Source organism: Streptomyces sp. MST-110588, from assembly GCF_022695595.1.
Lineage (GTDB): Bacteria > Actinomycetota > Actinomycetes > Streptomycetales > Streptomycetaceae > Streptomyces.
Window position 1 is genome coordinate 225255 of sequence record NZ_CP074380.1, and the last position, 13153, is coordinate 238407.

General features: G+C 68.9%; 7 protein-coding genes. 4 read left to right on the top strand and 3 right to left on the bottom strand.

Annotation, left to right across the window (positions count from 1 at the left end; all coding sequences use genetic code 11):
• Positions 1-37 precede the first annotated feature (37 nt).
• A complete protein-coding gene (locus KGS77_RS01110) occupies positions 38-1114 on the bottom strand; it encodes a site-specific integrase (protein ID WP_347404419.1) in 1077 nt (358 codons plus the stop codon).
• A gap of 1131 nt (positions 1115-2245) precedes the next feature.
• Positions 2246-3442 (bottom strand): site-specific integrase, encoded by a 1197-nt coding sequence (locus KGS77_RS01120; protein ID WP_242578189.1) that lies wholly within the window; start codon positions 3440-3442, stop codon positions 2246-2248.
• Positions 3443-3754: 312 nt separating this feature from the next.
• Between KGS77_RS01120 and KGS77_RS34495 the strand changes: the two genes are divergently transcribed.
• Positions 3755-6763 (top strand): spherulation-specific family 4 protein, encoded by a 3009-nt coding sequence (locus KGS77_RS34495; RefSeq protein ID WP_277994163.1) that lies wholly within the window; start codon positions 3755-3757, stop codon positions 6761-6763.
• A gap of 447 nt (positions 6764-7210) precedes the next feature.
• Here KGS77_RS34495 and KGS77_RS01130 read toward each other — a convergent pair whose 3' ends face one another.
• Positions 7211-8800: an MFS transporter gene (locus KGS77_RS01130; protein ID WP_242578191.1), complete on the bottom strand. Its 1590-nt coding sequence runs from the start codon at positions 8798-8800 to the stop codon at positions 7211-7213.
• A 179-nt stretch (positions 8801-8979) separates the two neighbouring features.
• Here KGS77_RS01130 and KGS77_RS01135 point away from each other — a divergent pair, with 179 nt between their 5' ends.
• From KGS77_RS01135 to KGS77_RS01145, 3 genes are all read left to right on the top strand, one after another.
• Entirely contained in the window at positions 8980-9954 is a 975-nt protein-coding gene (locus tag KGS77_RS01135; protein ID WP_242578193.1) for an AsnC family transcriptional regulator, read from the top strand.
• 181 nt (positions 9955-10135) lie between these two features.
• On the top strand, positions 10136-11395 hold the full coding sequence (locus tag KGS77_RS01140; protein ID WP_242578195.1) for a DUF1266 domain-containing protein: 1260 nt from the start codon (positions 10136-10138) through the stop codon (positions 11393-11395).
• 206 nt (positions 11396-11601) lie between these two features.
• On the top strand, positions 11602-13047 hold the full coding sequence (locus tag KGS77_RS01145) for a glyceraldehyde-3-phosphate dehydrogenase (RefSeq protein ID WP_242578197.1): 1446 nt from the start codon (positions 11602-11604) through the stop codon (positions 13045-13047).
• Positions 13048-13153 lie beyond the last annotated feature (106 nt).

The following is a 13153-nucleotide window of genomic DNA, read 5'->3' on the forward strand; positions in this document are numbered from 1 at the left end:
CGCCCACTGAACTGGGCAATCTCCAGGCTTCGTTCAGTCAACGGGGCGTGTTCGTGCTGACAGGGGGTGCCGTAGGGGCGTCTGCAGGAGCCGAGTTCGACCTTGCGTCGGTCGAAGTGCTCCTCGAACTCCCCCATTCCTGGTCCGTCGTGTCGCGGTACTCGCCCTCAGGTCGAATCTGGCGGCGGTGGTGCAGATGCTCCTGGTAGTGGCGGACGACGTCCTCGTCGAAGACCGCGACGTAACCACGGGTGGTCTGGATGTTGAGGTGACCCAACAGGGCCGCTCCGATGTGGATCGGCAGGCCGCTGTTGACGAGTTCGGTGGCGAAGATCCTTCGGAAGTCGTGCGGGGTGAACTTCAATCCGCGAAAGCCGGGATGGACTTCGGCAAGGGCGTGGCCGCGCCGACTGATCATCTCTTGGATGGTGCCGGTGCAGAACACGGCGGGCGTGGTGCCGTTCTGCCGTTGGAAGAGGAAAGGCATGGGTGCGCTCCACTCCTTGTCGTGCGGGTCGTACCGACTGACGAGGGGGATCGGGCGGCCTGTGCGGGTGTGCCGGCGGATGATGGATGCGATGACGTGGAAGAGTTCGGCGGACATCGGAATCACGCGTTCGCGGTCGGTCTTCGATGGTGCGATCACCAGCAGTGCGATGACCTCTCCGTTTGCCCGCTGGTATTGCCGAACGCTGAGGTGGGTGAGCTCGATGAGTTCTTCCACCCGCACTCCGGAGTGCCGCAGGGTCTCGACTGCGGCCCACTCCCAGAAGGCTGTTTCTTCGTCGGTTCCGATGTGGATGATCTGGCCGCTGGTCTCTTCGATGACGCGGGTCGGGACCGCGTCGCCGTGGCGGAGGAGCTTGCGGTCGGCTTCGGTGATGACGCGGCGGTAGTCGGTCCCGTCATGGGTGAAGACTTCTCCGTCCGCTGCCTTGTTGGCCCGCTCCAGCAGCAGGCGGGCACGGTCGTAGCGCGTCTCACGTGGTCGACCAGGGCGGGCAGCAGGGGCTGGCGCTGACGGGTGCGGTTGGCTGAGCGTTCGTTGATCCGACGGCGGCGAGTGCCGAGGCCGTGGAGTTCGCTGGGGGGAACAGGACAAGGGGCGACCCACGCTGCCCAGCGTTCCGGTTCCTCGGCGGCCCAGGTGTGCAGGTCGAAGTAGAAGCTTCGGACGGCGATGATGATGCTGTCCTGGCCGGCACGAGGCTTGCCGTTGTCCTTGACGGTGATCATCTGCCGCCAGGTCGCGTAGTGCTCGGGGGAGATCCGCAGATCAGCTTGGTTGGGGTTGACGCGCTCGATCTTCTCCCAGAAGTGGTGGGCGACCAGCAAGACGAGGTTCTTCAGCGTGGAGTAGTCGGTGTCGGCCCGGCGACGCGTGAAGTAGTCGATCAGCAGAGCCCGCACCGCCTGATTGCGGATGGGGTACTGGGCGACCATCTCCTCGACGGTGCGTTGGCCCCGCATCAGAGCGGCTCGGAGCGTGGGCGGCGTGGCGGGCGGGAAGTGCCCCATGGCATGCAGGACGTTCCACATCCCTTGGCCGACCAGCCGGTTCGCCACCTTGTTCCCCGGCTGCAGGACGCTGCGGGCCCGGCGGTTTTCCTGAGTGAAATGCAGCACCGCTGCCGGAGTCACATCGCTCAGTGCCACTCCCTGGACCGCTAGGAGGGTGCACAGCTCGGCCATGGCCTCTCGACGGTGGACGTGCCGCATCGGTTGCGCCTGAACCTGTGCGGCGTACTTGTCCAGGAGCGGGTCGTCCTGGGCGGCGACGAACATCGGCGCGAAGTTGTGCAACACGTTGCGCCGGAAGGTGACAAGGGTCGGTTGGATGACGCGCAGGCAGTAGAGCGCCCGCACCCCCGGGGTGATGGCCACGCCCGTGGAGCGTCGAGTTCCGAGCGTGTTCGCGGCGACCTGTCCCCGTCCGATGGGGCTGGCATCCCATCGCTCCTGCCATGTCTGACCGGTAAAGTCACGCAGGTACTGCAAGACACATTCGGTGGCCTGCGCTCGCTGGGATCGGGTCACCTTGTCCGCGTCCATCCAGACTGTGGCGGCAAGTCGGGAGATGTGAGCGGCGGAGGCGGAGGCGAGCTCGCCGTGCGGGCGTGGCGGTGCAGCAGCGACGGCTGGTTCGGGCGTGATGGTTCCTCCGACGAATCGGCTGGCGAAGTCCAGACCTTCGGCAACCGGGCCATGCCGTCGGCTGGCCCCCGTGGTGGTGCTGAGACGGGATTTAGGCACCGAACACCGCCGCGATGTCGTCGGCGTTGTAGCCGGTGGGGTAGCTCCGTTCGACGCGCGGAGTGTTGTAGTGCTCGGTGAGCTTGTCGAAAAGCTCCTCGACGCGCACCGTCAGGTAGCGGCTGGTGGTCTGGATGTTGGTGTGCCGCAGGATGGCTTGCACCTCGGGCAGCGTGAGCTTGCCGCCGTTGGCCATACGGCTCGCGGCGGTGTGCCGCAGGTCGTGCAGCGTCCAGTTGGTGCCCAACACCTCGTTGACGCGCTGCATGATGCGCCGCATCGCCCAGTAGGACAAGGGCCGGTCTGCCCCTCGGCGAGCCCGCCACAGGGGCTCGTCCGCGGGCGGGGTACCGATCTCGTCGAGGTAGCGGGCCAACCGCACGAACGCCTGAGGCGAGGCCGGAATAGGCTGACGCTCCCGCGACCCCTTCGAGATCACGTAGACGCGCTGGCCAGCCCAGTCCAGATCACCGATGCCGACGCCGAGCAATTCCTCGGCACGGGCCCCGCTGGAGACGTAGAACTCCAGCAGGGCGCGGTCGCGCTCGCATCCCATGCGCTCGAACAGCTCGTCCCACAAGTGATCGGGGATCGACCGCGGCGGCCGGTCTGCCACCTTCTGGTGCAGCCGGGCCCGGCCCAGTACCGGCCTCAGTTCCAGCGGACTGCGATGGGCCAGGACGCGGCGCCGCTGCGGGGAAACCGGGACCGGGTTGGTGACCGGGCCGTTGCCCTGGTGCGCGTGGAACTCGTAGAACCCGCTGACCACCGACAGCGCGTGGTTGATCGTCCGCGGCGCGTAGCCGGCACGCAGGACCGGCTTCCCAGTGCGCAGGTTCACCGAGCCCGGAGCCGGGCCACCAGCCGACTTGCGCTGTCGTTGAGGGTTCGGCGCGGTCCGCAGCCACCCGGCCAGCACCGCGGTCTCGGCCTCGGTCGCCTTCTCCCAACCGACCCCGAGCAGCCACAGCAGGCGGAACCAGCGCAGCAGCCCGTACCCGTAGCTGCGGACCGTCAGCGGGCTGCTGTCGTGCAGGGCCAGGTCCCGCAGGTACGCCGTGGCCGGTTCAATCTCGTCGTCGTACCCGTTGAGCACGATGTACGGAGGGTGCACCCTCCTCGCCGGAACTACCGTCCCGACACGGGGGATGTCCGCTCGCCCCTCCATCAGCTCACGCCGCAGGTCCACTTGCTCTCTCCTCGTTGAACTCGGGTACCAACACCGAGACCAACGAGGAGACGTAGTGCAGATAACTGTGCAGATGTCGCAATCCACACCGAGCCAGAGGGCCTTCACTCATTTCAAGGTCCCCACACCGAGACCTGCGTCGCCAACCTCCGTGGACAGAACACCTTGTGCGCCGCAGGATGCCGTATGCCGCTCGATCATGCAGAGCACATAGATGTAAAGTCCATTAATCTTGCTGTGGTGAACGTAAAGAAACACCTCACCGGCGCACTGGCCCGGCTGCGTCTGGTTACCAGACCCAGGGCGGCACTGGTGACGCTATCGATTCTGGGCACGGCACTCGTCGTGGCACCAGGAGCTTCCCCCGCTGCCGCGGCGCCGTTGCGGCAGACGTCAATCATCACAAACAACATCCAGGGCGAGGACGACGCGACGGCCAGCAAGTGGTCCTCGCAGGTCCAGGGCTACGCCAGGTCCGCCGAGATCGTCCTGATCCAGGAAGCCGGGCCCCAGGGCCCGAGCCACGCCACCCACCAGCCGGACGTCACCACCGCGGACGGTGACACCGTCCGGCACTCGACCTGGCAACCGTTCAGCAGCCGGCTGCAGCCCAGCCCGTACCACGTCTTCTTCATCCAGACCGACGACAACGGCGGCCGGGGCCAAGGCGGCCGGGTGAACCTGGCGACCATCACCCATGACCAGCCCGACGAGGTACGCGTCGTCACCAATCCGGTCCAGCGGGGCCGGGCCGCGCTGGGGGTCCGGTTCGGAGACGACTGGTACTTCAACGTGCACGGCCTGTCGGGCGGCGGCGGTGACTCCAACACCCTGCTGACGGCGATCCGCGACTCCGTCCGCTCCTGGGGCGCGCAGTACCGCTGGACGGCCGGCGGCGACTTCAACGTCGAACCGCGGACGCTGCAACGCCGGGGCGCCTTCCCGGTCGGCGCCCGCGTCTACAACTCCGGACTTCCCACCCATCAGAGCGGCAACGAACTGGACTACTTCGTCAGCTCCGACACGAATGCCGGCGATGCCACCGCGAGCCGTATGAACGGAGGCAGCAGCGACCACTACCCCGTGTGGTGGAACGGCATGCGGGCGGCGGCGGAACCGCCCGAGCTGAAGGTGATGCCGCTGGGCGACTCGACCTTCGGCACCGCCGAGAAGATCGGCTATGGCGCCACCCTGGCCGGCTCGCTCTATGCCCTGATCACGCTCGTCTCCAAGAAGCGGGACGTTCCGGTGGACTTCGTCGGCTCCGGCTCCACGGGGCAGAAGGGGGTCCCGGCCTACGAGGGCGCTCCCGGCGAGCAGATCAGCGCCATCGCCAAGCGGTCCACGACCGCCCTGCCGAAGTACCGGCCCAACATCGTGACGCTGCAGGCCGGCACGTACGACATGCGGGACGGCAAGCAGGACGGCGCCGCGCAGCGGCTGAAGGACCTGGTCGACCAGATCGAGAAGGACAACCCGGGCACGGTCGTGGCACTCGCCACCCTGGGTCCCGCCACCGACCCCGTCGTCCAGGCCCGGATCACCGCCTACAACGCCGAGATCCGCAAGATGGTCGGCGCCTGGCAGAGCGCGGGACGGCACGTCGTCCTGGCCGACACCGGCGCCATGACCACCGAGGACCTGTCCGGTGACGGACTGACGCCGAACGACTCCGGCAACAAGAAGATCGCCGAGGCGTTCGAGGACGCCATCCGCTGGGCCCTCGTCATGGACTGGGTCACGGAACCACGAGCCGGCGACGGCGGCAGCACCGGCGGCAGCACGGACGACGGCTTCGGCCAGCAGATCGCGGTGGCCGCCTACACCAGCCCCGTCGGTGACCCCAAGGCGTGGGACCGGATGACCCGTGCCTCCTCGGACAAGATGAGCGTGCTGGTCGCCAATGTCCTCAACGGCCCCGGCTCCCAGCCCGTCGAGGAATGGCGCAAGGTCATCGACCGGGCGCATGCCTCCGGCAAGCGGATCCTGGGCTACGTGGACACCGGCTACTTCGGCCGGGCGGACAACCGCCGCACCCGGCTCGGCTCGCTCGAACCGGCCGACTGGGTCGCCCAGATCGAGCAGGATGTCAACACCTGGTACAAGCTCTACGGCTCCAGCATCGACGGCATCTTCTTCGACGACGGCTTCAACGAGTGCGGCACCAACAACGAGTTCCCCGCCCTCTACAGCGAGGTCAACGACTACGTCAAGGGCATGCACCGCGGTGCGCTGACGGTGCTGAACCCCGGCACCATCGTGCCCCAGTGCTACGAGGGCAGCGCCGACATCCTGCTGACCTACGAGGGCAGCTATGCCGGCTACTTCGGCAAGGCCGACAACCCCGAGCTGAACTACAAGCCACTGGGCTGGACGCCCAAGAGCTCCTCGGAGATCTGGCACATCATCTACGACGTCCCCGCCGACGGCATCGACCGCACGGCCAAGGCCTCCCGGGAACGCGGCGCCGGATACATACAGATCACCGATGACGTCATGCCCAACCCCTATGACCAGCAGCCCAGCGCCGACTACCTGACCGCGCTGCAGGCCGCCGTCCCCGGGGGCACGCCCAGGGCGGCGACGAAGGACTATCCCCGCCCCGTCGGCCCCGCCCCCGCGGCCCCCGGCGCCCTGCAGGCCACCGGCACCGACTACAGCTCCACCACCCTGGACTGGCAACCGGTCGCCGACGCCACCCACTACGTGGTCCGCGTCAACGGCGGCATCGCGGCGGTCCTGCCCTCCTCCATGCACAAGACGACCCTGGGCGGGCTGGAACCCGGCGGCACCTCCTACACCCTGTCCGTCAACGCGCAGAACTCCCACGGCCAGGAATCGGCGGCCAGCAACAGCGTCACGGTCAAGACCAAGTCCCTGCCCGGCGGCCGAACCGTCGGCAACGTCAAGATCGGCGCCACAGCGGACTCCACCACCGTGTCAGCGGACTTCTACGTCCCCTACTCCTTCCGCCGCATCTACATCTGGACGGACGAAGCCCACGGCAACGACAAGCGGTGCTGGCCCATCAACTACAGCCAATGGGGCTACGTCTGCGCCGCGTACATGCTGGAGAACAACACCCTGATGGCCTACACCGGCACCCACGGCGAATGGTCCTGGTCATCACCCCTGGGAAGTGCGGCCCCCACCGTCGACGGCTACACCTACACCTGGAAACTCCCGATCGGAACCGCCAAGGCCCCGACCGACCACCTGGTGATCCAGGCGGAGGGCTACGGGCCGCGGGCCGATGTCTTCACGCGCTGCCCCGCCGAGCACGGAGGCCCGGACGGCAAGGGCCGCTACTGCGCCAAATAACCTGATCGACCTCCCCACACGGAAAGAGGCGGTCGCGCCCTCGAAACCAAGGGTGCGACCGCCTCGGCCGTTCCACCCGCCTCCCCGGATCGCCGGCCGCCTGGAGGCACCTGGAGCCGGTACGTCTCTGGACGGTACGCAGTCCGTACGTGTGTCGTACGTCGTGCGCGGCGCGTGGCACGCCGCAGTGCAGCCTTGACACGGTGGAAGGGTCAAGCGGCGTCGAGCGGCTCCGTCGGCACGGCTGCGTCACGTGAGGTGTTTCACGACAGGAGTGGCGTCGTAGCGGTGGGGTAGCCGGTCCCGTGATCACCGAGCGAGATACCGGTATGAAATGGTAGAAATTCGGTGAAAGGTGCCCATGTCACGGAGAGCCGACCGGAGAGGAGACGTCATGTCGTCGAAGCGACGTCGTAAGAAGAAGGCCCGCCGCAAGAACGGAGCCAATCACGGCCGGCGCCCACAGTCCTGAGCGAGCGCCGTCGCCTCGTGGAGGCTCCGCCGGACCCCCGACGGGGCCTCCACGCTTTCCGGCGCCCTCCGGGTCTCAGGCGCCTCCCGTACGGAGCCGCGGGAACTGCGCAAGCCCTGGGAACTGCGGGAGCCGCGGGGTTCCCGTACGAGTACCAGGACCACGGCCGCGGCGAGCAGCCCGATGACTCCGGCCAGGAGTGAGGCCGCGTTCAGCCCCGAGGTGAACGCCGTCCGCAGCGCGCGTTCGGCCAGTCCCGCGGCGCGCAGCGCGGACGCGTCGCCGCCGGCGAGGGCATGGGCCTGCTCAGGGGTGAGCGTGTCCTGCATGCGGGAGGTCACCACCGCGCCGAAACCGGCGACCCCGAAGGCGTACCCGAGCTGCCGGAAGGTGTTGACCGCGCCGCCCGCCATGCCCGCCCGCTCGGCCGGTACCGCGGCGAGCGCCGCACCCGCCAGTGCCGGAGCCACCAGCCCCGCGCCGCACCCCGCCAGCAGCAGGCCGGGCAGCAGGGCCGTCCACGAGGAGCCGGCGTCCAGTACGGCCTGGGCGAGCGCGCCGGCGCCGATCAGCGCCAGCCCCGTACCGATCGTCAGGCGCGGCGCCACTGCGTGCAGCAGCCGGCCGCCGACGGCCGCCACCACGAAGGACAGCGCGGCCAGCGGCAGCACGGCCAGCCCGCCCTGCACGGGGCTGAGCCCGAGCACCGTCTGCAGCCAGATGGAGAGGTAGGGCAGTACGGCGAAGGCCGCCGCGTTGTAGGCCAGCGCCCCCGCCATGACGCCCAGGAACGCGGGCTTGCGGAACAGCGACAGGTCCAGCAGCGGGTGAGCGGCCCGGCGCTCGACGCATACGAAGACCAGCAGCGCCAGCGCCGCGATCCCCAGCGTGGTCAGGGTGCGTGCCGAGGTCCACCCGAGGCTGCCCGCCCGTACGGCCGCGTACGTCGTCGTCCCCGCGAAGCACGCGAACGCCACCGTGCCCGCCCAGTCGATCCGTCCGCCCCGCGCCGCCCGCGACTCGGGCACGGTGTGCCGGGTCATCCAGATCGCCGCCACGCTGACCGGCAGATTGATGAAGAAGATCCACCGCCAGCCCGGCCCCGCGGTCAGCAGCCCGCCGACCACCGGGCCGATCGCCGCCCCGGCCCCGCTGACCGCGCCCCACAGCCCGAGCGCGACCGAGCGCTCCCTGCCCTGGTACACCGAGGCCAGGAGCGGCAGCGTGGTCGCGAACATCGCGGCGGCGCCCAGTCCTTGGACTGCGCGTGCGGCCACCAGCGCGACCGGCGAGGCCGCCAGGCCGCAGGCCAGCGAGGCCGCCGCGAAGAGCGCGACGCCCGCCAGATGGACCCGGCGCCGGCCCAGCAGGTCGGCGGCGGCGCCGGTGCCCAGCAGCAGCGCGGCCAGCGCCAGCGCGTAGCCGTCGATGACCCATTGCAGGTCGGGCAGCGAGGCGTTGAGCGCCCGCGCCATGTCGGGCAGCGCCACCACGACGATCGAGACGTCGAGCAGCAGCATGAACGTCCCCAGACAGACCGCGACGAGCGGCCCCCACTTGCGCATGTTCTTCTCCCTGCGTGACTTCGTATGTCCTCGTACGGCTTCGTACGGCTTCGCAAGACCTCGTACGAACCGGCGCGCCCCGGTCGGCGACCGCTCCCGTACGATCGGATGACCGCGGAGGATGTCACCGGTCAGAGCGGCCCTCGCGCAGGAATCCGACATCAGGAGGGGACTTGGCAATGGAATCCCACACTTTCGATGACATCGACCTGAAGCTCCTGCACGCCCTGGAGATCGACGCCCGGGCCCCTTTCAGCCGGATCGCCGCCGTATTGGGCGTCTCCGACCAGACCGTGGCGCGCCGCTTCCGCAAGCTGCGGTCCGAGGCGGGGCTACGGGTCGTCGCCGTCCGCTGCGCCACCGCCCGCTCGGGCCTGGAACACTGGATGCTGCGGCTGCGCTGTACACCTGACGGTGCGTCGGCCATCGCGGAGGCCCTGGCCAGACGCCCCGGCACGGCGTGGGTCGGCCTCACCTCCGGCGGTACGGAGGTGGCCTGCACGATCCGTTCGCGTACCCGTGGCGAGAGCGACGAGCTGCTGCTCGGCAAGCTGCCGCGCACCCCGCACATCGTGGAGATCCGCGCCCACCAACTGCTGCACCGCTTCTACGGGCCGGCCGGCTGGGTCGCCAAGAGCGGCGCGCTCACCGCCGCCCAGGCCGCCGCGCTCGCCCCCGAACCGCACCCCCGCCCCGGAGATGCGCGGATCACCGAGGAGGACGAGCCGCTGGTCGCCGTCCTCGAACAGGACGGCCGCGCGACGTATCCGGAGCTCCAGAAGGCGTCCGGCCGATCGGAATCCGCGGTCAAGCGCAGGCTGGCCCAGCTCATCGGCTCCCGGGCGATCTACCTCGACGTCGAGTTCGACTCCGGGCGGTTCGGCTTCCACAACGCGGCGATGCTGAGCATCACCGCCGCGCCCCGCTCCCTGGACGCGGTCGGTGAGGCCGTCGCCGCCCACCCCGAGATCGTCTACGCCGCGGCGACCACGGGCCCGTCCAACCTGATGGCCGTCGCGGTCACCCGCGACACCGCCCACCTCTACAGCTATCTGAGCGGTGGGATCGGCGTACTCGACGGGGTCGAGCACGTGGAGACCATGCCGTTCCTGCGCCGCCTCAAACAACTCACGTACCAGCCGTTCCGGGGCTGAGCGACCCGATGCTCCGCACGGCGTCCCGCGCGACGGGCTGCCGCTCCCCTCCCGCCGCCGAGCCTGGTCGTCCGCGTGAGCCGTCCGCCCGCTAGGGTCGGTCCGTTCCCAGGAGCCACGCAGGCACCGGAAATCACAGAAAACACAAGAAACACAGGAAGCACAGGGGGAGCGGGGAAGCATGGCGAACGGCTGGATACCGCCGACGGACGTCGAACTCGATCTGTACGAGGCCAAGTCGCGCGGCGACTGGGACGCCTACAAGCGCGTGCTGCTGGCGGCGCAGACCTTCACCTACGTGCTGAAGGAGGACGTCGACGAGTTGGCCGGGGAAGCGTCGATGCTGCTGTTCGACGGGCCCGACGGCGACCGGTGCTTCGTCGTGCACACCCGCGGCCAGTTGCCCGAGCCCCGCCCCGGCCTCGTGCAGTGCAGCGTCGAACTGCTGCCGTCCCGCGAGGAGGACGAGGTGGACGAGCACGGCCGGGTGCCCGGCCTCCTGGTCAACCCCGGCACACCCGCCGGGGCGTACTTCCCCGGATACCGCGGCCAGGACGAGGACTGGGACGCCCTGGCGGAGGACGTACCGCGGCGCGGGCACGACGACGACGAACTGATCACCAAGTACTCCGGCCCGCTTCACGGCCCGCTCGCGCACGGCCTGGCCTGCGGCACGCATCTGGCCGTACACAATCAGGTGCTGTGGAACGACCTGGGCGACGTCTACAGCGACTACCGGCGGGACGTGGAGATCCTGCGCGACTCGTGGGACGTGACCGACCGGCAGGGCTGGCTGGAGCAGCTCACGTACCTCCTGGAGGGCCGTAACAGCCCGCCGCTGCCGGAGTTCGCGCTCATGGTGCGCCGCGAGATCGCCCGCCGGCGGCCCGGCGCGCACACCGACCCGCAGGTCTGGCGGCAGGTGACGGCCACCAACCTGCGGCAGCAGGAAGGGGACGAGGAGACGGTCGCCGAGGCGATGTCCCTCATCGGCCAGATCGTGCGGTACGAGTCCCGTTTCCGCGCCGACGGCATCCTGCCTCCCGACGGGTACGTCGTCTCGGCGCTCGGCTACGACTTCGGACGCGCCGTCAACTTCGCCCGCTGGGGCCTGGGCGCCCGGTTCGCCGAGCGGGCCGAGGCCGAAAAGGCCGTGATCCGCGCGGGCGAGCTGTGCCGTATGCACTACTCCTCCTGGCAGGAGTTCTCGGCGGGCTACATCCTCGGCCGGGCCCTGCGCTTCGACGAAGAATCCTTCGGGCACATGTACAGCTCGGCGCTCTCGCCCCACCGCATTCTCATGAAGGACCTGTCCGGCCCCTGGCACAACATCCCGTTCCAATGGGACGGGATGGACGGAGCAAACGGGATGAACGGGGAGAACAGGGAGAACAGGGCGATCGGAACGGACGGGGCGAACGGGATGGACGCGACCGCCTGAGCCGACCGCCAGGACAGATCGACGGAACCACCATCCGCAGGACCACCGCCGGCACCCCGCCGGGTTTCGCCCCGCACGCCGTACGGCCCGTCCGCCGGGGCCCCGCCCGCCCACCACTGCGACCTCTGGTTCCGACGGCCCTGCTTGAAGGACCGGAGCAGCAGGGGGTTAACATGTGAGCGCCGCCTAGCTCGAAAGATGGATCTGTGACTGTCAACGACGACTCGTTCACAAACTGGAAGAACCGCGAAGAGATCGCGGAGTCGATGATCCCGATCATCGGGAAGCTGCACCGCGAGCGGGACGTCACCGTCCTGCTGCACAGCCGCTCCCTGGTGAACAAGTCGGTGGTCAGCATCCTCAAGACCCACCGGTTCGCCCGGCAGATAGCCGGTGAGGAGCTCTCCGTCACCGACACGCTGCCGTTCCTCCAGGCCCTGACCACGCTCGACCTCGGCCCGTCCCAGATCGACATCGGGATGCTCGCCGCGACCTACGGGGCCGACGACCGCGGTCTGTCGGTCCAGGAGTTCACCGCCGAGGCCGTCGCCGGCGCCACGGGCGCCGACAAGATCGAGCGCCGCGAGCCGCGCGACGTCGTCCTGTACGGCTTCGGCCGCATCGGCCGGCTCGTCGCCCGTCTGCTCATCGAGAAGGCCGGCTCCGGCAACGGGCTGCGGCTGCGTGCCATCGTCGTCCGCGCCGGTGGTGACCAGGACATCATCAAGCGTGCGTCGCTGCTGCGCCGCGACTCCATCCACGGCCAGTTCCAGGGCACGATCACCGTCGACGAGGCCAACGGCACGATCATCGCCAACGGCAACGAGATCAAGATGATCTACGCCAACGACCCGTCGGAGGTCGACTACACGGCGTACGGCATCAAGGACGCCATCCTCATCGACAACACCGGCAAGTGGCGCGACCGCCAGGGCCTGTCCAAGCACCTGCGCCCCGGCATCGACAAGGTCGTCCTGACCGCACCGGGCAAGGGCGACGTCCCCAACATCGTGCACGGCGTCAACCACGACATGATCAAGCCGGACGAGCGGATCCTGTCCTGCGCGTCCTGCACCACCAACGCGATCGTCCCGCCGCTGAAGGCGATGGCGGACGAGTACGGCGTGCTGCGCGGCCACGTGGAGACCGTCCACTCGTTCACCAACGACCAGAACCTGCTGGACAACTTCCACAAGGCGGACCGTCGCGGTCGCTCCGCGCCACTGAACATGGTGATCACCGAGACCGGTGCCGCCTCCGCCGTCGCCAAGGCGCTGCCCGACCTCCAGGCGAAGATCACCGGCAGCTCGATCCGCGTCCCGGTGCCGGACGTCTCGATCGCGATCCTCAACCTCCAGCTCGCCCGCGAGACCACCCGCAAGGAGGTCCTGGACCACCTCCGCAACGTGTCGCTGACCTCGCCGCTCAAGCGCCAGATCGACTTCATCAGCGCCCCCGACGCGGTTTCCAGCGACTTCATCGGCTCGCGCCACGCCTCGATCGTGGATGCCGGCGCCACCAAGGTCGAGGGTGACAACGCGATCCTCTACCTGTGGTACGACAACGAGTTCGGCTACTCGTGCCAGGTCATCCGCGTCGTCCAGCACGTCTCCGGGGTGGAGTACCCGACGTACCCGGCCCCGGTGGCCTGACCCCTTCCTGAGGTTTCCTCCGGTTTCCTCCGGTACCTCTGGCAGCCGACTGCTCCCGTTCGCCCTGCGGCCATCGCCGTCGGGTGAACGGGAGCGCGTCATTTGC

Excerpts from the sequence above, each read along its gene's own strand:
- KGS77_RS01130 (WP_242578191.1), bottom strand. The coding sequence starts at position 8,800 with ATGCGCAAGTGGGGGCCGCTCGTCGCGGTCTGTCTGGGGACGTTCATG.
- KGS77_RS01135 (WP_242578193.1), top strand. The coding sequence starts at position 8,980 with ATGGAATCCCACACTTTCGATGACATCGACCTGAAGCTCCTGCACGCC.
- KGS77_RS01140 (WP_242578195.1), top strand. The coding sequence starts at position 10,136 with ATGGCGAACGGCTGGATACCGCCGACGGACGTCGAACTCGATCTGTAC.